17 protein-coding genes are annotated in these 21434 nt (G+C 62.4%); 2 read left to right on the top strand and 15 right to left on the bottom strand.

Translation table 11 applies throughout. The annotated features are described in order from the left end of the window. Positions 1–31: 31 nt before the first annotated feature. The 10 genes from AEQ67_RS22535 to AEQ67_RS22490 all read right to left on the bottom strand — a co-directional run bounded on the left by AEQ67_RS22535 (position 32) and on the right by AEQ67_RS22490 (position 11102). Complete coding sequence (locus AEQ67_RS22535) at positions 32–604, bottom strand: PPC domain-containing DNA-binding protein (RefSeq protein WP_059406023.1); 573 nt, start codon at positions 602–604, stop codon at positions 32–34. Positions 605–735: 131 nt separating this feature from the next. Then, positions 736–2313: an aldehyde dehydrogenase (NADP(+)) gene (locus tag AEQ67_RS22530; protein ID WP_059406022.1), complete on the bottom strand. Its 1578-nt coding sequence runs from the start codon at positions 2311–2313 to the stop codon at positions 736–738. Positions 2314–2344: 31 nt separating this feature from the next. Further along, a complete protein-coding gene (locus tag AEQ67_RS22525; protein ID WP_059406021.1) occupies positions 2345–3304 on the bottom strand; it encodes an amidohydrolase family protein in 960 nt (319 codons plus the stop codon). Continuing rightward, positions 3297–4256 carry an amidohydrolase family protein gene (locus tag AEQ67_RS22520; protein ID WP_059406020.1) on the bottom strand — a complete coding sequence of 320 codons (960 nt, stop codon included), beginning with the start codon at positions 4254–4256 and terminating at the stop codon, positions 3297–3299. The genes AEQ67_RS22525 and AEQ67_RS22520 overlap by 8 nt, the downstream gene beginning before the upstream one ends. Positions 4257–4272: 16 nt before the next feature. Next, a complete protein-coding gene (locus AEQ67_RS22515) occupies positions 4273–4728 on the bottom strand; it encodes a thioesterase family protein (RefSeq protein WP_059406019.1) in 456 nt (151 codons plus the stop codon). Positions 4729–4793: 65 nt separating this feature from the next. Next, entirely contained in the window at positions 4794–6692 is a 1899-nt protein-coding gene (locus AEQ67_RS22510; RefSeq protein WP_059406018.1) for a TRAP transporter large permease, read from the bottom strand. 15 nt (positions 6693–6707) lie between these two features. Next, positions 6708–7751: a TRAP transporter substrate-binding protein gene (locus AEQ67_RS22505; RefSeq protein WP_059406017.1), complete on the bottom strand. Its 1044-nt coding sequence runs from the start codon at positions 7749–7751 to the stop codon at positions 6708–6710. A 146-nt stretch (positions 7752–7897) separates the two neighbouring features. Then, a complete protein-coding gene (locus AEQ67_RS22500; protein ID WP_059406016.1) occupies positions 7898–9106 on the bottom strand; it encodes a CaiB/BaiF CoA transferase family protein in 1209 nt (402 codons plus the stop codon). 1 nt (position 9107) lies between these two features. Further along, positions 9108–9887, bottom strand: coding sequence for an enoyl-CoA hydratase-related protein (locus tag AEQ67_RS22495; protein ID WP_059406015.1), 780 nt, complete (start codon positions 9885–9887; stop codon positions 9108–9110). A gap of 75 nt (positions 9888–9962) precedes the next feature. Beyond that, positions 9963–11102 (bottom strand): iron-containing alcohol dehydrogenase, encoded by a 1140-nt coding sequence (locus tag AEQ67_RS22490; protein WP_059406014.1) that lies wholly within the window; start codon positions 11100–11102, stop codon positions 9963–9965. Between the two features lie 175 nt (positions 11103–11277). Here AEQ67_RS22490 and AEQ67_RS22485 point away from each other — a divergent pair, with 175 nt between their 5' ends. Both AEQ67_RS22485 and AEQ67_RS22480 read left to right on the top strand, forming a co-directional pair. Further along, entirely contained in the window at positions 11278–12201 is a 924-nt protein-coding gene (locus tag AEQ67_RS22485; RefSeq protein WP_059406013.1) for a LysR family transcriptional regulator, read from the top strand. Between the two features lie 1148 nt (positions 12202–13349). Then, entirely contained in the window at positions 13350–14696 is a 1347-nt protein-coding gene (locus tag AEQ67_RS22480; protein ID WP_059406012.1) for a PQQ-dependent sugar dehydrogenase, read from the top strand. Positions 14697–14705: 9 nt separating this feature from the next. On the opposite strand, the gene AEQ67_RS22475 is transcribed toward AEQ67_RS22480, so the two are convergent. From AEQ67_RS22475 to AEQ67_RS22455, 5 genes are all read right to left on the bottom strand, one after another. Next, positions 14706–16022, bottom strand: coding sequence for an MFS transporter (locus AEQ67_RS22475; protein WP_059406011.1), 1317 nt, complete (start codon positions 16020–16022; stop codon positions 14706–14708). Between the two features lie 118 nt (positions 16023–16140). Beyond that, positions 16141–16962 carry an enoyl-CoA hydratase gene (locus AEQ67_RS22470; protein ID WP_059406010.1) on the bottom strand — a complete coding sequence of 274 codons (822 nt, stop codon included), beginning with the start codon at positions 16960–16962 and terminating at the stop codon, positions 16141–16143. After that, positions 16959–18398, bottom strand: coding sequence for an aldehyde dehydrogenase family protein (locus tag AEQ67_RS22465; protein WP_059406009.1), 1440 nt, complete (start codon positions 18396–18398; stop codon positions 16959–16961). The genes AEQ67_RS22470 and AEQ67_RS22465 overlap by 4 nt, the downstream gene beginning before the upstream one ends. Beyond that, entirely contained in the window at positions 18395–19177 is a 783-nt protein-coding gene (locus tag AEQ67_RS22460; protein ID WP_059406008.1) for an enoyl-CoA hydratase/isomerase family protein, read from the bottom strand. The genes AEQ67_RS22465 and AEQ67_RS22460 overlap by 4 nt, the downstream gene beginning before the upstream one ends. Further along, a complete protein-coding gene (locus tag AEQ67_RS22455; protein ID WP_059406007.1) occupies positions 19174–21264 on the bottom strand; it encodes an acetate--CoA ligase family protein in 2091 nt (696 codons plus the stop codon). The genes AEQ67_RS22460 and AEQ67_RS22455 overlap by 4 nt, the downstream gene beginning before the upstream one ends. Positions 21265–21434 lie beyond the last annotated feature (170 nt).

Raw genomic sequence — 21434 nt, 5'->3', positions numbered from 1 at the left:
GAGCGATGCTCTTGGGTTAAAGGGTCTTGGGTTAAATACCCAACACGTTTGCCCCGATGCACGGATCGATCCCGCGTTCCAGACGACGCTGATGGACGATGACAGTGATTTCCATCGAGCCGGTGGTGACTTCAAAGTCGAGGATGTGGCCGCCATAGGCCTGGAATGTGGCGTCACCGGCAACGCCGTGCATGTGGATCGAAGGCTGGTCGTTCTTCCACGCCACGGAGCCGGTGATGCTGGCCATCTCGACGCTGTTCAAGGTCTTGGCGTCGAAGTCCTTTTTATCCTTGTTCCAGAAACCGAACTTCACGTTGCCAAAGCCGATACCGCTGATGGAGGCGCTCGGGATCTTTTCGGCGATGGCCAGTTTGGTCAGCTCTTTAAAGGCGTTGTCGCCCATGCGCAGCACCATGAGGTAACCGGTCGGGGTTTTGGTGTAACGCGGTGTCGCTTCAGTTGCACATTGCATAGGCGCTGGCGTCGCGGTTGGTGCGGTTTCTGCAACCGCTAGTTGGGAAATACTTGAATTGAGCAGAACGGCAGCGGTGACCGCCAACATCATTTTGGATAAACGCAGTGTCGGGTGACGTTGAACTTGCATGAGACTTCCTCTGTTTTTGTTGTTGTGTGGATGCAGCGTTTTTTGAGACGAAAGAGCCCGGCGCCTGTTTTTCAACAGGCGCGGGAGTTGTTGTTAGCAGTGGGCGTTAGTGACAGCGCAACTTGGGTGGATTACAGCGCATCGCGTCCGCTGACACCGTCGACCAATCGGTTAATGCCCAGCGGATTGGCGTTCTGCAGCGCTTCGGGAAGCAAGCTGTCGGGGCAATTCTGGAAACACACCGGGCGCAGAAAACGATCGATCGCCAGCGTCCCGACCGACGTGCCACGCACATCCGAGGTCGCCGGATACGGCCCGCCGTGAACCATCGCATCGCTGACTTCGACGCCGGTGGGGTAACCGTTGAACAGCACGCGCCCGACTTTCTGTTCCAGTAGCGCCAGCACCTCGTGCAAGGTGTTCAGCTCCGCGTTCTCGACGATCAGGGTTGCGGTCAACTGGCCTCGCAAGCCGTGCAATGCCTGGAGCAACTCGGCCTGATCAGCAACTTCCACCACGATGGTGGTAGGGCCGAACACTTCTTCCTGCAAAAGCTCGTCACCGCTGATCAACAGGCTGACATCGGCCTTGAACAATTGTGGTCGCGCCTGATTGCCTTGTTGCTCGGCACCGGCCAAATGCGTCATGCCGCTGTGAGCACGGAGGTTATCCAGGCCATGGCAATAGCTTTTCAGCGCGCCGGCGTTGAGCATCGTTTGCGAAGGTTGCTCGCCCATCAATGCCGCGAAACGTTCAAGGAATGCGCTGAACTCTGGCGAGCGAATGCCCAGCACCAGACCGGGGTTGGTGCAGAACTGACCGGCGCCGAGCACCACGGAGGCAGCCAGTTCGCTGGCGATTTTGTCGCCGCGTGCCTTCAGGGCTTCCGGCATCAGCAGCACCGGGTTGATGCTGCTCATCTCGGCAAACACCGGGATCGGTTGCGGCCGCGCCGCCGCCATGTCGCACAACGCTCGACCGCCGCGCAACGAACCGGTGAAACCGACCGCCTGAATAGCCGGATGTTTGACCAGCGCCTCACCGACGCTGCCGTAGAGCATGCTGAACACGCCATCAGGCATGCCGGTTTTTTTCGCCGCGCGAGTGATCGCATCGGCGACGTAATCGGCGGTCGCCATGTGCCCGCTGTGGGCCTTGAACACCACCGGGCAACCGGCCGCGAGTGCCGCTGCGGTATCGCCGCCAGCGGTGGAGAAGGCCAGTGGAAAGTTGCTGGCACCGAACACCGCGACCGGGCCCAACCCGGTGCGGTATTGACGCAGGTCGGCGCGGGGCAACGGTTGGCGATCCGGCAACGCACGGTCGATACGCGCACCATAGAAATCGCCGCGTCGCAGCGTCGTGGCAAACAGGCGCATCTGGCCGCTGGTGCGCGCTCGTTCACCTTGAATGCGCCCGGCGGGCAGGGCGGTTTCCCGGCACACCAGGGCGATGAACGAATCATCCAGCGCCTCGAGTTCCGTGGCGATGGCATCGAGAAACTGGGCGCGGCGCGCGGCCGACAGGTTACGGAAGGTCGGGAACGCGCTGGCCGCGGCTTGTGCCGCCGCATTCACTTCATCGACGGTTGCCTGATGGAAACGATAGGGCAGTGCTTCGCCGGTGCTGGCGTCGTGGCTTTGCAGCGTGGTCGAACCGTTTGCCGAGCGAGTGCCAGCGATGTAGTTGTGGCCTGAAACTTCAAACATGGGAACTCCTGATGAGCTGTTCAAATGAGGGTCAAGTCAGCCGGTAAATACGCCGGGCGTTGTCATGAAACAGGGCCAGCCGATCGGCGCGGGAGCGGTCCCGGACGATGGTTTTGAAACCGTCGAGAATTTCGCTCATGCCGTTCACGACGCCATCGACCGGGTAATTGGTGGCAAACGCACAGCGGCTGACACCGAAAATCGAAATCGCATCGTTGACCACCACGCGGTTCGACTCGACGGGCCACGCCTCGCCGGGAATGCAAATGCCGGAAATCTTCAAGGCGACGTTTGGCTCGCGGGCCAACAGGGCAAGGTTCTCGCGCCATCCGGCCAGACCTTCGTCGGAACGATCGGACGGCAGCGCGGTGTGATTGACCACGATGGTCACGTCGGGAAAATCCCTGGCCAGTTCGGCGGCCTCCGGCAAATGCCACCACGGCGCCTGCAACTCGAAGTGCAGGCCGTTTTCAGCCAGTTGTGCGTAACCTTCGCGCCAACGGCAATCGCGCATCGAGCCCGGCGCGGCAAAATCGTCACGCCATGCCTCACGGCTGGTCACCGTCGGCTTGTGCCGCACACCGCGAACCAGCGGGTGCTCGCCGTACTGACGCAACAGCTGCGGGGCATCTTCACGATCCAGCCAAGCCTGACCGACCATGGCGCCCAGCGTCGGCTCGGTTTTCGCCAGCGACGCGACAAAATCCACCTCATCGGCCGGCGTCGCCGGGTCCCATTCGCCCTCGATGACCACCGTCTGCACGATGCGATGACTGCCTGTGAGTGGGCGATAGTCTTCGGGCAGAAAATTGCGACAGATCGACGAGTAATCGCCATAACGAAACGGCCGCAACGGGCGATCGTTCAGCCACGGGTAGTAATGGGCTTCGATGTCGAAATAGTGTTGGTGAGCATCGACGATGGGCAAGTCGGCATCTTCGCCGCTGGCCAAAAAGCGCGCACGCCAGTCGATGGCCGATACGTTATCCATGCTGTTCCTCCAGTCGATAAAAGCGCCGGGCATTGCCGGCGAACACCGCTTCCTGCACGGCGCGACCCATGGGCGCGAGCATCGCGGCCATGCCATCGGCAATCGTGTCGTAGGACGCACGCAAACCGGCGACCGGGAAATTGCTGGCGAACATGCAACGCTCGGGGCCGAAGATTTCCAGTGCGGTCAACACCACCACGCGGTTGTCATCGTAGATCCAGGGCGAATCCTTCAGGCCGAACTCCGAGAGCTTGATGTGCACGTTCGATTGCAAGGCCAGGGCTTCCAGGCCCTTGCGCCAGCGCGCCATGCCTTCCGGGCTGCGATCCCAGGCGAAACCGGTGTGATTCAGGGCAATCCGGATCTGCGGGAACATTGCCGCCACTTCAGCGGCCTCGGCCAGATGCCACGGCGGCACCCGCAGATCCCATGACAGTCCGTGATGAGCCAGTCGCGAAAACCCTTCCAGCCATTTCGGGTCCTGCATGGTGCCGCTGGCGCCGGCAATCGAGACATCCGGTGACGCCGAGGTCACCGGTTTGGAGCGGATGCCCCGCACCAGTGGCCGGGCAGCCTGGGCGGCGAGAATCTCGGCGCTGTCTTCGCGATCGAACCAGGCGTGGGCGACAATGGCGTTCGGGAAACCGTAGCGTTCATTCACCTGTTCCAGCCAGCGGGTCTCGGCGACCTGCTCATCGCGGGCACGCTCGGCCTCGACGTGCACCGTGCCGACCAACCGTTGTTTTTCGGTCAGGGCGAGGAAGTGCTCAGGCAAGAAATCACGGCACAGGCTGTGATAGTCACCAAGAAAAAACTCCTCGTGATACTCATCCTGCAGCCACGGATAACGCCCGTTGCCGAGGTCCCACAAATGATGGTGAGCGTCGACAATCGGTAGCGCATCCTCGGCCGCGAGGTTCGGTAAGCCATTGCGTTCATGGAGGGTGATCATGACGTCGTCCCTTGACTCAGCGCGACGCAAATTGGGAGGGGCTGAGCACGCCGTCTTCGACTTCTCCGGCGGCAGCCGCTTCGGCCTTGGCCTGGACGCGGCTGCGCAGTTTGGCGACGTTGACCATCACCCGGGTATGCGCCGCCGTGGCGACCAGTTCGACGTCATCGCGCACCTCGATATTGAAGGTGACGCTGCGCCCCTCGATGCGGGTGACCGTGGCGACGATGCTCACCGACATGCCCAGCAGCGTGGCTCCGACATGGCGAATGTCGACCGCCGCGCCGACCGTGTTTTCGCCTTCACCGAGGAAGCCGAGCAGGTAGTCGAGGCAGGTCTGTTCGATGTCATCCACCAGCCGGGGCGTGGCGTAGATGCGCAAGTCCTCGCCGAGAAACGAGATGGTGCGTTCGCGGTCGACGATCAGTCGGCGCTCGGTGGCGGTGCCTGCTTGAAGCGTGGAGAAATTCATAAGCGACCTCGAGTTTGAGTGCCGACAGTCGGGGCTGCGACCATCGGCGGGGTGGCAAAGGGGGGTCATTTGGTCGGCAGGAAACCGATAGAAATCCAGGGCACAGCGATCAGCACGCCGAGAGCCACCACGAGTGCTCCGAGGTACGGCCAGACCCGGCGCATGGCGCCACTCGGATCGACCTTGGCGATCGCGCACGCGGCATAAAAACCCACGCCAAACGGGGGCGCGAACAGGCCCAGGCCCATGGCGAAGATCGCGACCATGGCGTAATGCACGTCGTTGATGCCCATGGCCTTGGCAATTGGAAACAGCAGCGGCCCGAACAAGACGATGGCCGGAATGCCTTCCAGAAAACTGCCGAGGAGGATGAACGCCACCGCAGAGATGATCAGGAAGCCCATCGCACCGCCCGGCACGGTCGACATCACCTGCGCCAACTGGTGCGAGAAGCCCGACTGGGTCAGCGCCCAGGCCATGGCGGCCGCGCTGCCGATGATGATCAAGATTGCGCCGGACAACGACGCGGTGCTGACCAGAATCGGATACAGACGGCGCCAATCGAAGCAGCGATAGCACAGCAGACCGACGATAAAGGTGTAAGCCACGCCGATGGCGGCGACTTCAGTGGCGGTGGCGACCCCTTCAACCACCGCCGTGCGGATCACGAAGGGCAGGGCCAGCGCCGGTAATGCGACCAGCAGCGAGTGGAAGATTTCCTTGCCCGAGGCGCGTTTGCCGGTGGAGGCCTCGCCTTTGCGGTTCTTCCACCAGATCACCGCCGCCATGGCAATCGCACCGACGACGGCGGGCATGAAGCCGCCGGTGAACAGTGCGGAAATCGACACGCCCGTCACCGAGCCGATGGTGATCAGCACCAGGCTTGGCGGAATGGTTTCCGACATCGCACCGGAAGCATTGAGCATCGCCACCAGTTCGTTTTCATCCTCACCGCGTTTCTTCATTTCCGGAAACAGCGCCGGCGCGATAGCCGCCATGTCGGCAGCCTTGGAGCCGGAGATGCCGGAGATCAGATAGATGGCGCCGATCAGCACATAAGACAGGCCGCCACGCACATGGCCGATCAACGAGCAGAGGAAGCGGATCATCGCCCGCGCCATGCCCATGGCCTCGATCAGTGCACCCAGGAACACAAACAACGGAATGGCCAGCAGGATCAGGCTCGCCATGCCTTCGTCCATGCGACCCACGACCAGCGTCAGCGGTGTGCTGGTCATGGTCGACAGATACGCCACGGTGGCCAGACCGAACGCGACCATGATCGGCACGCCGATGACGATCATCGCCATCACCCCGATCATGAAAAACAGCACCAGGTTCCAGTTGCCCATCAGCAGCAACGTGCCTTCAGCCGCCCACAGCAAACCGGCCAGTGAGGCCAGCATCGCCACCGACACGGAGAAGTCGATCAGCCGCGCGCTTGTCAACAGCCGTGCGACACAGGTCATCAGCATCAGGCTCAGGCCGACCGCGATGGCGGACACGCGAAAGGCGTTGGGGATTTCCAGAGCGGCGGTGGTGATGATCCACTCGTCGCTGACGTACTCCCAGGCCGGTGTGAACAGCAGCGCAATGAAGGTGATGACGATCACCGCGCCCAAGGTGTCGACAAAGGCGCGTTTTTCCGCAGGCAAGCGCCCGATGAACGAGGTGAGCCGCATGTGCTCGCCCCGACGCATTGCCACCACCGAACCGAGCATCGCCAGCCACAGAAACAGCAGCGAGGCCAGTTCGTCGCCCCAGACGATGGGCTGGTTGAGCACGTAACGGGAGAACACATTGCAGAACAGCAGCGTGACTTCAACGACCACCAGCAACGCCGCGCTGCCCTCGGTCAGCCAGCGCAGGCCAGTGTCGAGTGCGCGGCCAAGACGAAAGGTGGTGTGGTGCGGGCTGAGTCGTTCAGCGGGAGAAACATCCGTCATTGGTAGTTCGTTTTTCATGACCTTGTCTCCGGCTTAGGACAGTTGACCCGCGTACTGCTCGAGCAAGCTCCAGGCTTCCGGGCCGTACTTGTCTTTCCATTGGGTGTAGAAGCCTTTGGACTGCAGATCGGTCCTGAACAATGCACGGTCGACTTTGTTGAACGTGATGCCGTGGGCGGTCAGGGACGGTTCCAGGCTGGAGTTGAGGTCGATCACCTGTTGACGCTGGACCAGCGCAGCGGCGTTGATCTGTCGGGAGACGATTTCCTGCACATCGGCAGGCAGTTTTGGAAAGGTCTTGCCCGAGGCGACGATCCAGAAACCGCCCCAGATGTGGTCGGTCATCGAGCAGTATTTCTGCACTTCGTAGAAGCGCGCGGACTCGACCACCACCAGCGGGTTTTCCTGGCCATCGACGACTTTGGTTTGCAGCGCCGAGTAGGTTTCGTTGATGCTGATACCGGTCGGGGAGGCACCCAGGGCGCTGAACATGGAAGTCCACAGCGGGCTGACCAGCACGCGCAGTTTGAAACCGGCGAGGTCTTGCGGCGTGTAGATCGGGCGTGTCGAGCTGGTGATCTGGCGGAAGCCGTTGTTCCAGACTTTCTCCATCGGAATCAGGCCGACCTTCTCGGTCTTGGCGCGCACGTGTTCGCCCAGCTTGCCGTCGAGCGCGGCCCAGACACTCTCGTAGTCCTTGAACGCGAACGGCATGCTTTCGATCGACATGGCCGGCACCAGCGTGGAGAGAATCGCGCCTGGCAATGGAATGAAATCGATCGCCCCGGCGCGCACCTGGGACAGCATGTCGGTGTCGCCGCCCATGGCGCCGTTGGCGTACACCTGCAGGTCCACGGCGCCGTTGGTTTCGGCCTTGATCGCTTCCGAAGCGGCCTTCATCTGTTTGTTCAACGGATGGGTGTCGGGCAGGCTGCTGGTGTAGCGCAACACAATCGGTTTGGTCGCGGCGAAGACACTGGACGGCAGCAGGTTGGCGGCGAATGCGCCGCCGACGGTGACGCCGGCAGATACTAGAAATGATCGGCGGCTTACGGCCTCGGTCAAGATACGGCTCATGATGTTCACCTTATTGTTTTTGTAGTTGTTCTAAAAATCGGTCTGTGGGAGCGAGCTTGCTCGCGAAAAACCTGAGGGCGTCGCGTTCATCCAGGACGCACGTGTCATCGTTCACGCCCATCGCGAGCGAGCTCGCTCCTACAGGTTCAGGACGCCAGGGCCACCACGGCTTTGGTTTTGATCAGCTCATCGATTTCGCTTTCCGAGTAGCCGCTTTCTTTCAGCACTTCGCGGGTGTGTTCGCCGAGCAGCGGGGCGTGTCGACTGGTCGGCGGCGCCGCGTTGTCCATGTCGGAAAAGTGAATCGGCAGGCCCATGCCGCGCACCCGGCCTTCGGTCGGGTGTTCGGTTTCAACCACCATGCCTCGGGCTTTGGTTTGTGGGTGGGCCAGCGCGGCGGCGATGTCGAGGACCGGTCCGGCAGGCAGGCCGAGACCGTCGAACAACACCATCCACTCATCGGTGGTGCGTGCGACCAGCACTTCGTTGAGGATGTCCACCAGGGCCAGGCGGTGCTCCATGCGCAGCGCGTTGCTGGCGAAACGTGGATCGGCTTTCAGTTGCGGCAGCGCCAGGGCTTCGACCAGTCGCTCGTAGTTGGCCTGGTTGGCGGCGCCAATGTTGATCCAGCCGTCCGCGGTGCGGAACACCTGATACGGTGCGCTGGTGGAGTTGGCCGAACCCATTTTCGGCAGGATGGTGCCATCGGCGAAGTACGCCGCCGCTGGCCAGTACATCTGTTGCAGGCCGGCTTCGAACAACGAGGTGTCGACCATCTGGCCGAGACCGGTTTTCTGTTTGGCGGCATAGGCTGCGCAGATACCGAGGGCGGCAAGGATGCCGGAGTTGATGTCGGCCACTGGCGAGCCGGCCTTGACCGGTTCACGGCCGGCTTCACCGGTCATGCTCATCATGCCGCTCATGCCTTGGGCGATCAGGTCGAAACCCCCTTTCTCGCCGAATGGCCCGCTGCGCCCGTAACCGGAGATCGCGCAGTAAATCAGCCCTGGGTTGAGGGTTTTCAGGGTGTCATAACCCAGGCCGAATTTTTCCATGGTGCCGGCACGGTAGTTTTCCGTGACCACGTCTGCGTCCATCAACAGGCGGCGCAACACGTCGCGCCCGCCCTCGGTTTTCAGGTTCAGGCCAATGCCGCGCTTGTTGCGGTTGACCACCATGAACGAGGCGGACTCACCGCTGGCCATGATCGGCGAGAAGCGGCGCGAATCATCACCGTCCGGGACTTTCTCGACCTTCACCACGTCGGCACCCATGTCGGCCAACATCATCCCGCACACCGGGCCGGACATGATGTGAGCCAGTTCTACCACGCGCATTCCTGTCAGCGGTCCCATGTTATTTCCCCTTGAATTGTGGTTTGGCTTTCGCGATGAAAGCGTTCAGACCGATCTGAAAATCTTCGGTGTCGTAGCAGGAATAACTGGCGTCGATCTGATCGATCGTGGGGGCAACGCCGGCTTCAAGTTGAAGGGCGGCCTGGCGATGCCAGCGGGCGACGAGGGGCGCGCCGTTGACGATGCGCTGGGCGGTGGCGAGGGTTTCAGATTCGACTTCGGCATCGGCGACGACGCGGGTCACGAGGTTTTTCACGTAGGCGTCCTGGGCGTCGAGGATGCGACCTTCGAGGAGAATCTCCAGGGTCGTCGAGCGTCCGGCCAATGCCACCAGACCGGCCATTTCGTCATAGGACATGACCAGGCCAAGTTTGCCGACCGGCGCACCGAAGCGGCTGGAGGTGCCGCAGATGCGCAGGTCGCACAGTGCGGCGATTTCCAGGCCACCGCCGACACACACGCCGTGGATCATGGCGATGACCGGGTGCGGGCATTCGACGACCGCACGCATGGCGGCTGACGTGACCTCGGCATACACGCGGGCTTGCGCCTGGTTGGCGCGCACGCTCGGGAACTCACTGACATCGGCGCCGGCGGCAAAGGCTTGTTCGCCAGCACCGCGCAACACCACGCAGCGCACGCTGGCGTCGGCGGACAGTTCAGTCATGACATCCCCCAGGTCCTGCCACATGGACAGGGTCAGGGCGTTCATTTTCCCTGGGTGACTGAGGGTGACGATGGCAATGGATTCTTGCCGTTCGATAAGGACGGTGGGCTTCATGATTGTTCCGCTGGCGTCGAATCACGTTCGACGCCGCGGCTGCCTCCTGATTTATTGTTGTTGGATAGCGGCTGTTTACAACGACTGTTCAAGCATCGACAGGTAGTCCGCGGACGATGCTTCGCGGGGGTTGGTCTTGTGGCTGTGATCGTGCAGCGCGCCCTCGACGATGCCGGCAAACAGGCTCTCGTCGACGCCGATTTCGCTCAGGCGGGTCGGCAGGCCCAGGCGGCGAGTCATGTCCTCGATGGCCGTGCCGATGTTCGCGCCGGCCTCAAGGCCCATGGCGTGACGCAGACGCTCAAGCTTGCGTTCGTCTCTGACGGTTGGGGCGTTGGCGTTAAAGTCGACGACCGCAGGCAGGAAGATGGCGTTCAACGTGCCGTGGTGCAGTTTCGGATTAATCCCGCCCAGGGCGTGGGACAAGCTGTGCACACAGCCGAGTCCTTTCTGGAAGGCCAGCGCGCCCTGCATCGACGCGCTCATCATGTTCATTCGGGCTTCGCGATCACCGGGTTCGGCGGTCGCACGTTCGATGTGTTCCCAGGCGCGCCACAGGCCGTCGAGGGCAATGCCGTCGGCGGCGGGGTTGAAGGCCGGGGCCAGGAACGTTTCGATGCAATGGGCGATCGCGTCCATGCCGGTGGCAGCGGTGAGCATCGGTGGCAGACCCAGGGTCAGTTCCGGGTCGCAGATGGCCACGCGAGGCACCACATATGGTGAGATTACGCCCACCTTGCGACCATCGTCGAGGATCAGGACGGCGCCGCGACCGACTTCGCTGCCGGTGCCGGCCGTGGTCGGAATCGCAATCAGCGGCGCGGTGGCAGAAGTGATGCGGTCCAGTCCGCCTTCGATCACCGCAAAGCTTTGCAGCGGGCCGTCATGGGTGGCGCAGACCGCCACGCCTTTGGCCAAATCGATCGAAGAACCACCGCCGACGGCGATGATGCCGTCACACTCGCCGCTGCGGTATTGCGCGACGGCTTCACGGACGGCGTGTTCGTTGGGGTTGGACGGAGTGGCGTCGAAAATCGCCGGGGTGCGGCTACCACCGAGGGCGGCGATGACTTTGTCGACGATACCGGCATTGCGCACGCCGATGTCGGTGACGATCAGCGGACGGGTAATGCCCGCGCGCTCGGCCTCGGCGGCCAGGTGCTGGAGGCTGTCGTAGCCGAACTGGATCTTGGTGACGTAATTGATGATGGACATGATTCACCACAAGTTATACAGGATTGTTATTGTTGCAATCGGTCTGCGGCAGGAGGGCATTCGCTCTCTGGTCAAACCCGTTGCATTGCCTGGTTGTGGGGTGGACTATAGGGCCGTCGTGGTGAGCCTCGATACTGACAACTTTCGATACCTCTATAACTTTTAGTTAACCCTGATGACGCCCTCACTCAATTCGATCATGTCCCGCCTGCACATCAAGCAGCTGCGTTTGCTGATAGCCCTTGATGAGCACGGCTCCTTGCTGGGCGCGGCCAAACAGGTGGCGCTGACACAGCCGGGCGCCAGTAAAGCCCTGCAAGAAATTGAAACCACCTTCGGCACCTCGTTGTTCACCCGTACTAACCGGGGGCTTGAGCCAAACGATGCCGGACGCTCGGTCATTCGCTACGCCAGACTGATCCAGACCGACCTTGCGCACCTGCGCGAAGAGATCATCGGCATCATGAGCGGAGAGGGCGGGCGCGTGTCGGTTGGCACCATCATGGGCGCCGTACCGTTACTGACCACCGCCATCAGCCGCGTGATTGCCGACCACCCGAAGTTGTCCATCGAGATCGTCGAAGACACCAGCGCCGCGCTGCTCAGCCAACTCGACGCCGGGCGCCTGGACCTGGCGATCTGCCGGACCACCATCAGCACCACGCCTTACCTGTACGAAAGCTCGACCTTCGTCGAAGAAACCCTGGCGGTGATCGCCAGCACCCAGCATCCGTTCGCCTATGCCCGGCAGTTGTCACTGAAAGACCTGGTGGATTACCGCTGGGTGGTCTATCGCGCCAACATGCCTATGCGTCTGCTGTTGGAGCGGGAATTTCATGAGGCTGACCTGCGGTTCCCGGTGCACCTGCTGGAAACCACGTCGGCCTTCGCCACCCTCTCGTTGCTCCAGGAAAACCCGACCCTTGTCGCACTGGTGTCGACCGATGTGGCGAAGTTCTGCTCCGGTTACGGCTTCACCACCACGCTGCCGCTGCCCATCACCTCGCGCAGCGAACCGTACGAGCTGGTTTCACGCAAAGGCGTGCCGGACTCCCCAGCGGCCAGGCTGCTACGAGAAGCCTTGCTGAACCCCTTGTAGGAGCTGGCTTGCCAGCGAAGGCGGCCGCATGAACGATGCAAGATTCAAGGGCCTCTTCGCCGGCAAGCCGGCTCCTACAGGGAATCGCGGTCGTCCCCAATTTTCGCGCCCGCCGCCGGCTCCTCATGCCCGCCACCTGGCCTTATAGGCGCTGGCTTGCCAGCGAAGACGCCCATCTGACCTTTGTAGGAGCTGGCTTGCCAGCGAAGGCGGCCGCATGAGCGATGCAAATTTCAAGGGCCTCTTCGCCGGCAAGCCGGCTCCTACAGGGAATCGCGGTCGGCCCCAATTTTCGCGCCCGCCGCCGGCTCCTCATGCCCGCCACCTGACCTTATAGGCGCTGGCTTGCCAGCGAAGACGCCCATCTGACCTTTGTAGGAGCTGGCTTGCCAGCGAAGGCGGCCGCATGAGCGATGCAAATCTCAAGGGCCTCTTCGCCGGCAAGCCGGCTCCTACAGGGAATCGCGGTCGTCCCCAATTTTCGCGCCCGCCACCGGCTCCTCATGCCCGCCACCTGGCCTTATAGGCGCTGGCTTGCCAGCGAAGACGCCCATCTGACCTTTGTAGGAGCTGGCTTGCCAGCGAAGACGGCCGTATGAACGATGCAAGATTCAAGGGCCTATTCGCCGGCAAGCCGGCTCCTACAGGGAATCGCGGTCGTCCCCAGTTTTCGCGCCCGCCGCCGGTTCCTCGTGCCCGCCACCTGACCTTATAGGCGCTGGCTTGCCAGCGAAGGCGCCCACCTGACCTTTGTAGGAGCTGGCTTGCCAGCGAAGGCGGCCGCATGAGCGATGCAAATCTCAAGGGCCTCTTCGCCGGCAAGCCGGCTCCTACAGGGAATCGCGGTCGTCCCCAATTTTCGCGCCCGCCGCCGGTTCCTCGTGCCCGCCACCTGACCCTTGTAGGAGCTGGCTTGCCAGCGAAGACGCCCGCATAGGCGATGCAAATCTCAAGGATGCCTTCGCCAGCAAGCCGGCTCCTACAGGTACGTGGGATAGTGCCTGGCATCGGCAATCTGCATTCGTGCGATTCAGGCAAATTTGATTTGTGCCAGACGCGGTGTTTGAACGGAATCGACGCCGCGATACTTCGCAGTGATTTTGCCTGCCCAATAACTGGCCCACGGATGGCCATCGCGAGGTTAAACAATGACTGTATCCAACCGACTTGCGCTCTTGATGACGACTGCCGCGCTGCTCACTGCGTGTGGTGAGTCCTCTAAACTGCCGCCTCAGGCCAGCGTCGGCCCGACCCCGCAGTTGCCCGAACCCACCACATCGTTGATCCCCACGTTAAAGGTGTCCAAGGCCGTCGGCTGGTCGGGCAGTGACATGCCCAAGGCACCCGCCGGTTTCAAAGTCACCGCGCTGGCCGAGAATCTCGACCACCCGCGTTGGGTCTACACCCTGCCCAATGGCGATGTACTCGTCGCCGAGAGCAATCACCCGCCGATGCCGGAAGGCGCGACTGACGGTGGCACCGGACCGATTGCCTGGGCAAAACGCACCGCCATGGGTTTCGTGATGGGCCGTGTCGGCGCGGACGCACCCAGCGCCAATCGCATTACCTTGTTGCGCGACGTTGACGGTGACGGCCGCGCTGAAGTGCAGAAGGTCTTCATGACCGGCCTGGCGTCGCCGTTTGGCATGGCCCTGGTGGGCAATGAGTTGTTTATCGGCAATGCCGACGCCGTGGTCAAAGTGCCTTACGTCGAGAACCAAACCGAGATCAGCGCGACGCCGGTCAAAGTGACTGATCTGCCCGCCGGCATTAATCACCACTGGACCAAGAACGTTATCGCCAACCAGGAAGGGAGCAAGCTGTACGTCACGGTGGGCTCCAACAGCAACGTCGGTGAAAACGGCCTGGAGGCGGAAGAAGGGCGTGCGGCGATTTGGGAGGTTGACGTCAAAAGCGGCAACAAGCGCCTGTTTGCCAGCGGCCTTCGCAACCCCAACGGGCTGGCCTGGAAACCGGGTTCGACGCAGTTGTGGACCGTGGTCAATGAACGCGACGAAATCGGCAGCGACCTGGTGCCGGATTACCTGACATCCGTGCAGGACGGCGCATTCTACGGCTGGCCGTGGAGCTATTACGGCTCTCACGTCGACACCCGTGTTGAGCCGCCGCGCCCGGACATGGTTGCCAAAGCCATCTCGCCGGACTACGCACTGGGCACCCACGTTGCACCGTTGGGCCTGACGTTCTCTGATGCCCGCGCCATGCCGGCCAACTTCGCCAATGGCGTGTTCGTCGGTGAGCACGGCTCCTGGAACCGTAACCCGCAGGCGGGCTACAAGGTGGTGTTCATTCCGTTCAACGACGGCAAGCCTTCAGGTTTGCCGGTGGATTTCCTCACCGGTTTCCTCAATGCCGACGGCGAAGCGCAAGGCCGTCCGGTGGGGGTAACGCTGGATCAGCGCGGCGCGTTGCTGGTGGCCGATGATGTCGGGAACAAGGTTTGGCGCATCACACCCGCCAAACCTGCCCAGTGAAGATCAAGCTTAGCGGTTGACCATTTTCGCCGGTACGAACAGCACGATAATCATCGCCGAGACAAATACGCAGATCGACACGATGACCAGTCCGCTGGTCATCGATTGCGTCAGGTCTTTCAACCAGCCGAGCAGGGCCGGGCCGGCGAAGCTGGCCAGGTTGCCGGTGGAGTTGATCAGGGCAATGCCCGCCGCCGCACCTGCGCCACCGAGAAATGAGGTCGGCAAGGCCCAGAACATCGGCAGCGAGGTGATGATCCCGGCGGTGGCGATGATCAGACCGAGGATCGCCAGCCACGGTGTCGACGGGAAAAACGCGCAGATCAGAAAACCCGGCACAGCCACCAACAAAGGAATCACCGCATGCCAGCGGCGTTCACGGCGGCGGTCGGAGCTACGGCCGGCCAGGTACATGCCGAGCAATGCGGCTACGTAAGGCACAGCCGAAATCAATCCGATCATGCGCGGGTCGGTGATCCCCGAATTACTGATGATGCTCGGTTGCCAGAAGCCGATAGTGCTGGTGCCCATGACCAGTAAAAACAGAATCCCGCACATCAGCCACACCCGGCCACCGAGCAAACCCTGGCGCACTGAGCTGTGGGTTTTGTTGCTGTTGTCCTGTTTGATCTCCTCAGCCACCAAGGTCTTTTCAGCCGTGTTCAGCCACTGCGCGTCGTCGACCTTGTCGGTCAGAAAGAACAGCACCACCACGCCCAGTATCAGCGCCGGCGCCGCTTCGATAATGAACAGCCATTGCCATCCCGCCAGCCCGTGGACGGCGTTCATGGTGTGCAGGATGTAGCCCGACACCAGGCCGCTGAGAATCCCCGAGACCGGATTGCCCGCCATCAACAGCGCGACCATCTTGCCCCGACGATGGGCCGGGAACCACAGGGTGAGGTAGAGCACGATGCCGGGAAAGAAACCCGCCTCGGCTATACCCAGCAAAAAGCGCAGCACATAAAACTGCATGGGCGTCTGCACCAGCGCCGTGGCCGCCGAAATCAACGACCAGGTGATCATGATGCGGGCGATCCAGCGCCGCGCGCCGACCCGGTGCAGGATCATGTTGCTCGGCACTTCGGCGAAGAAGTAGCCGATGAAGAAGATGCCGGCACCGAGGCCATACACGGCATTGCTGAACGACAGATCGTTGAGCATGGTCAGCTTGGCGAAGCCGACGTTGATGCGGTCCAGATAGCTGACGACGTAGCAAAGAAACAGCAGCGGCATGAACCGCCACATGATTTTCTTGAACGTCGATTCAGCCAGGTCCAGGTGGCGGGCGCTGGCCGTTTGTTCCACGGTGTTGAGACTAGTCATCGCTGACTCCTTGTTATTTTTATTGAGTGCTCGAGGTATCAGTACGGCCTCATCGCCAGCGGACGTTGATTGCAGGTTCCACTGGCGATTGTCGCAGTTCGGCCGGCGCTTGTGAGGCTCAGCGGCCGCTGAAACGTGCCGGTCGTCGTTCGATGAAGTGCGCGACCCCTTCCTTGAAGTCTTCGCTTTGAATGCTCAGGAACATTTCGCGGTTGGCCATCGCGATCGATTCGGTGAGGGTCTGGAACGGTGACTCGCCCAGTTGATGCTTGATCACCTTCACCGAGCGTGGCGAGACGTTGAGGGCGATGTCTTCGGCGTAGGCCAGGGTTTGTTCCAGCAGTTGATCGGCCGGGTACAGACGTTGCACCAGGTTCATGCTCAAGGCTTCTGGCGCCGTCACCTTGCGCGATGACAGCAGCAGGTCCGCTGCATGGCCCGGACCGACGATGCGCGGCAGCAGGTAGGCGATGCCGTGTTCGGCGATCAGCCCGCGCTTGGCGAACGCGGTGGAAAACACCGCTGATTCGCTGGCAAAGCGCATGTCGCTGTACAGCGCCAGGACCAGGCCCAGGCCGGCAGCGGCGCCGTTGATTGCGCTGATAATCGGTTTACGCACCGCCGGAAAGTACGAGTAGCGGCTCTGGTAATCGGCTCGACGGTTCATGTCATAGGCACGCATCCAGGCCATTTCGCTGATGTCATCGGGTGGCAGCACCTCGAGTTCATCGATGTCCATGCCGGCGCAAAATGCGCGACCGCTACCGGTCAGCACGATGGCGCGCACGCTGTCGTCGCGGTCGAGGCGGGCGAAAGCCTCGCGCAGCTCCTGTTCCATCACTTTGGTCAGGGCGTTCATTTTCTCGGGACGCATCAGCGTGACGAGGGCGACGTGCTGCTGGGCGCCGGCGCGGGTGATTTCGATCTGCTTGAACATCATGCGTTCTCCTGCGTACGGGCGACGGGCAACTGAATCGCGCGCAGCTCAACGAACTCTTCAATGCCGAAGGTGCCGCCTTCACGACCCAACCCTGAGTCACCGAAACCGCCGAACGGGGCTGCGGCGTTATAGGGCGCGCCGTTGACGTCCACCTGGCCGGCGCGCAACTGCCGGGCAATGTGAAGGGCATGTTCGGTGCTACCCGCCCAGACTGCAGCGGCCAGCCCGTAGGCGGTGCCATTGGCGATATCGATCGCTTGCTGCTCATCGTCATAGGTGATGACGCTGAGGACCGGGCCGAACACTTCCTGTTGCGCCAGCGTCGACTGCGCCGGCACGCGTCCAAAAATTGTCGGCGCGATGAAGTAACCATGGACGGGCAGGGCGGCGTTGCTGCCGCCGGCAATCAGGTCGTAGCCCCGGGCTTCGCTGTCGACGATGAACGCCTGCACGCGGTCCCGATGCGCTGCCGACACCAGCGGCCCCATGCGCGTGGCGGCATCGCGCGGATCGCCGAGGGTCAGGCGCGTGACCGCCTGCGCCAGCAAATCGCGGTACTGGTCATACAGCGCAGCCGGCACCAGTAACCGGGTCAGCGAGTTGCACGACTGACCCGAGTTGGGGAGGCGCGAGCCGATGCCCTGACGCACCACGTTGTCGATAGGGGCGTCCGCCGTGGCAATGCACGCTGATTTACCGCCCAGCTCCAGCGCCACGCGCTTCAAGGCCTGGCCGGCTGACGCGGCGATACGCCGACCCACGGCGGTGGACCCGGTGAACGACAGCATGTCGACCTCCGCGTGGTCGACCAAGGCCTGGCCGGTGGCGGCGTCGCCCAGGACGATGTTCAGCACGCCTTTGGGCAGACCGGCCGCCAGTGCCGCTTCACCCAGGGCTTGAGCGGTGCAGGGCGCCAACTCTGAGGGTTTGAGCACCACCGTACAACCTGCAACCAGCGCCGCCGCAACTTTGCCGGTGATCTGATTCAACGGGTAATTCCACGGCGTGATGGCGCCGACCACACCGACCGGGACGTGGGTGATGGTCGAGTGGCCGACGCTGCTATCCGCCAGGCACTGCGCGGCGAGATCGGCTGTTGCGCGCCATGCCAGCAGCGGCGCTTGCACCTGTATCCGTTGCGACAATTTCAGCGGCATGCCGACTTCCGCGGCGATGCCCGCCGCCAAGTGTTCCACGTGTTCTTCAAGCTGATCGGCGATGGCGCGTACGTAGTCCGCGCGGACGTTCACTGGCAGCGTCGACCATGCCGCGAAGGCGTTTTTTGCGGCGCGAACGGCGAGATGGATTTCCTCGTTCGTGCCATGAGCAACGTTTGCCAGTTGCGCTTCGGTAGCCGAGTCATAAACCGTGGTGTGCTGCGCTGATTGCGCGGCCATCCAGGCGCCGTCGATCAAGTGATGTCGATAGTCAGTCATGGGGTGTTTCCTTTGCGTGCACGGGCGTCGAGAAACGCGCGCATCGTGGTCTGGGGTTCGCCGCTGGCGTAACACTCGAGTTGGGCGCGGATGCCTGCGGTGCAGGCGTCGTCAAAGCCCGGTTGCGTGAGCGCCCGGAAGCGCTGTTTGGATTGGCGGATGGCCGTCGCCGGATGCTGCGCCAGGGAACGGGCGCGGGTGAGGGCGGTGCCGAGCACGTCGACGTGCGCCAGTTCGGTGATCAGCCCGATTTCGTGAGCGCGCTGGCCGCTGATCAATTCCCCGGACAACGACAACTGGGTGTTGTGCGTCAGGCTGGTGTGCAGCGACATCAGGTAGGAACCGACGATGCTGGCCAAGCCGGCCTTGACCTCGGGCTGACCGATCCGTGCTTCGGGCGATGCAATTCGCCAGTCAGCACACAGCGCCAGTTGCATGCCAGCCCCGGCCGCCACGCCGTTAATTGCTGCGACGCAGGGCTTGTCCAGGTCGCGTACGGCCTGATACATGGCGCGTTGCGCGGTCAGCCAGGACGCGATCTGCGTCCACTCGATGGCACTGGCTTCTTCCAGATCCTGCCCGGCGCAAAAAGCCCGGTCGCCGGCGCCGGTCAGGACGATGGCGCGCACTTCGGGGTGGTGATTGAGCTGCTGCAGCGCCGCGATCAATGCGCTGCGCAAGGTCTGATTGACCGCGTTCAGGCTGGCGGGGCGATTGAGGGTGACCAGTGCAATGCCACCCTCCTGGATCTCCACCCATACGCTCTGGGTAATACTCATGAGGCCTCCCGGTATTCAATGACGGCATCCACTGCCACCACGCCGTCGGCCAGGACCATGACCGGGTTGATGTCGATGCTCAGCAGGTGGTCGCGCTGCTGCAATGCGAAATTGCCGAGGGCAACGGCGGCATTCGCCAGTGCCAGAGCATCGAGTGGAGGCTGTCCGCGAACGCCTTTGAGTACCGGAGCGATGCGCAATTTGCCGATAGCGGTCAGCGCTTCGGCCACGCTGAACGGCGCCAGCAAGGACACGGTGTCGTTGCGAACTTCCACCAGGGTTCCGCCTTCGCCGATGGCCACCAGCGGGCCGAACAGCGGGTCGACGACGACGCCGAGCATGAATTCATGCAGCCCTTTCACCGAGCGGGCGACGATCAGCCGGCCGTGGGGCACACCGAGCCGATCCAGAGTGCCAAGGCACAGTCGCGCGGCGTCCGCGACCGCCTGCGGATCGGCGAGGTTGAGGTGCACCAGCGCGTGTTCGCTTTTATGCGGGATCTGCGCGGCGCAGCCTTTGAGCACCACCCGCGCACCGAATTCGGCGGCGATTTGGGCGGCGGCTTCCGGGTCGTGGCACACCGCATGTTCAACCACGGGCACACCGGCGCTGGCCAGCAGGGTGAGACTGTCGGCTTCATCCAAAAGCCCGGTGTAGGTGCATGGGGCGGCGGCCGGTTGTGGCGTTTGCGGTTCGCCGCGCCATTGGCAGCTACTGGCGTATTGCTGGAGCGCCGCCACGGCATCACTTTCATGACGAAAAACCGGCACACCTTCTTTCTGGAATTGGGCCCTGACCTCGGCTTGCGGTGCCGTCATGACCACTGTTTTGCCGGTACGCCGCATGAAACCTGCGGTGGTTTGCGCTAATCCCGGCCCGTCGTAACCGGGGCCGGCGACCGGCATGCCGATCAGGAACATGTCGGCCTGCGGATCTTCACCCAGCGCTTCCAGCACCCGAGGGAACATCTCGCCGTTGCCCAGCAAAGCCGCGGTCAGGTCCAGCGGGTTGGCGGCGGTGGCGAAATCGGGAATAAGCGATTTCAGGCGCTCGCGGGTTTGTTCTGCCAGTTCGCTCAAGGGCAACCCGACGCGCTCGGCGGCATCTGCGCACAACACGCCGACGGCGCCGCTGTGGCTCATGATCACGGTGCGCCCGGCACCCGGCGCATAACCATTGAGGTAAAGCGACGCGGCGTTGACCAGTTGATGCACGTCGTGGGCGCGGCAGATGCCGTGGCGGGCGAGAAAGGCATCCAATGCGCCGTCCTGCCCGATCATCGCGCCAGTGTGGGACGCCGCTGCCGCTGCGCCTTTGTGGCTGACGCCGCCCTTGACCAGGACGAGATGGCTACCGTTCTGCCGCGCCAGGTGCGCCGCTTCCGCGAGCATTTGCGGGTTGGAAACACTCTCCACGTACACTAGGATCAGGCGGATCTGCGGGTCTTCGATGCAATGGCGAACCAGTTCGGAAACGCCCAGATCAGCGTCATTGCCGGTGGCTACCAGATAGCGCACGCCATAACCCTGCTCACGCAACATGGCATAGGGCATGACGCTGGCCGCGCCGCTCTGGCTGACGATGGCAATCGGGCCGTCCTGCGGCAGCACTTCCATGAACATGGTGCTGAAATTCAACACCGCGCCAGTGGCGAAGTTGGCGAAGCCCTGGGCGTTCGGGCCGATCAGGCGCATGCCATGCAAGCGGGCGTAATCCACCACCTCTTGCTGCAACTGGCGACCGCTTTCGCCGGTCTCGGCAAATCCGGAAGCCATCACCACCGCCGTGGCGACGCCGGCTCGGGCGCACTCCTTGATAGCTTCGACCGCACTGGCGCCGGACACCGCGATGATGGCGGCCTCGGGGACAACCTCCAGCGCGCTCAGACTGGAGTAGCACGCCAGCCCTTGCACCGTGTCGCGCTTGGGATTGATCGGCAGGATGCGACCCTGGTAGCCGAACTTGAGCATGTAGTGAATGGGGCGTCCGCCCACTTTATTGGGATCGTCCGATGCGCCGATGACGGCGACACTCGACGGGTTGAGCAGCGTTGACGCTGCCGGGCTGGTTTTATTGTTATGGGCCATGGGGCGCTCGTTTCAGGAGGTTTGGCTTCAGGTCTGATTCGAGTCTAGGGAGCGCGGGAGTCATGCGGAAGTGTCATAGGGGCGATATCAGGTAGACGAAAAAGTGATGGCTTGAGCGTGCTGGATGGCTTATGTTTCATGCTCATTCCGCTTCAGGTACTGGCCCTTCC

Source organism: Pseudomonas sp. RIT-PI-q (assembly GCF_001297125.1).
Lineage (GTDB): Bacteria > Pseudomonadota > Gammaproteobacteria > Pseudomonadales > Pseudomonadaceae > Aquipseudomonas.
Note: the sequence above shows the minus strand (reverse complement) of the source record. Positions and strands in the feature narration are given on the sequence as shown.

Coding starts and splice junctions, on each gene's coding strand:
- AEQ67_RS22470 (WP_059406010.1), bottom strand. CDS start 16,962: ATGATGTTCAAGCAGATCGAAATCACCCGCGCCGGCGCCCAGCAGCAC.
- AEQ67_RS22525 (WP_059406021.1), bottom strand. CDS start 3,304: ATGGATAACGTATCGGCCATCGACTGGCGTGCGCGCTTTTTGGCCAGC.
- AEQ67_RS22500 (WP_059406016.1), bottom strand. CDS start 9,106: ATGGGACCGCTGACAGGAATGCGCGTGGTAGAACTGGCTCACATCATG.
- AEQ67_RS22535 (WP_059406023.1), bottom strand. CDS start 604: ATGCAAGTTCAACGTCACCCGACACTGCGTTTATCCAAAATGATGTTG.
- AEQ67_RS22465 (WP_059406009.1), bottom strand. CDS start 18,398: ATGACTGACTATCGACATCACTTGATCGACGGCGCCTGGATGGCCGCG.
- AEQ67_RS22455 (WP_059406007.1), bottom strand. CDS start 21,264: ATGGCCCATAACAATAAAACCAGCCCGGCAGCGTCAACGCTGCTCAAC.
- AEQ67_RS22515 (WP_059406019.1), bottom strand. CDS start 4,728: ATGAATTTCTCCACGCTTCAAGCAGGCACCGCCACCGAGCGCCGACTG.
- AEQ67_RS22490 (WP_059406014.1), bottom strand. CDS start 11,102: ATGTCCATCATCAATTACGTCACCAAGATCCAGTTCGGCTACGACAGC.
- AEQ67_RS22460 (WP_059406008.1), bottom strand. CDS start 19,177: ATGAGTATTACCCAGAGCGTATGGGTGGAGATCCAGGAGGGTGGCATT.
- AEQ67_RS22480 (WP_059406012.1), top strand. CDS start 13,350: ATGACTGTATCCAACCGACTTGCGCTCTTGATGACGACTGCCGCGCTG.
- AEQ67_RS22475 (WP_059406011.1), bottom strand. CDS start 16,022: ATGACTAGTCTCAACACCGTGGAACAAACGGCCAGCGCCCGCCACCTG.
- AEQ67_RS22495 (WP_059406015.1), bottom strand. CDS start 9,887: ATGAAGCCCACCGTCCTTATCGAACGGCAAGAATCCATTGCCATCGTC.
- AEQ67_RS22530 (WP_059406022.1), bottom strand. CDS start 2,313: ATGTTTGAAGTTTCAGGCCACAACTACATCGCTGGCACTCGCTCGGCA.
- AEQ67_RS22510 (WP_059406018.1), bottom strand. CDS start 6,692: ATGAAAAACGAACTACCAATGACGGATGTTTCTCCCGCTGAACGACTC.
- AEQ67_RS22485 (WP_059406013.1), top strand. CDS start 11,278: ATGACGCCCTCACTCAATTCGATCATGTCCCGCCTGCACATCAAGCAG.
- AEQ67_RS22520 (WP_059406020.1), bottom strand. CDS start 4,256: ATGATCACCCTCCATGAACGCAATGGCTTACCGAACCTCGCGGCCGAG.
- AEQ67_RS22505 (WP_059406017.1), bottom strand. CDS start 7,751: ATGAGCCGTATCTTGACCGAGGCCGTAAGCCGCCGATCATTTCTAGTA.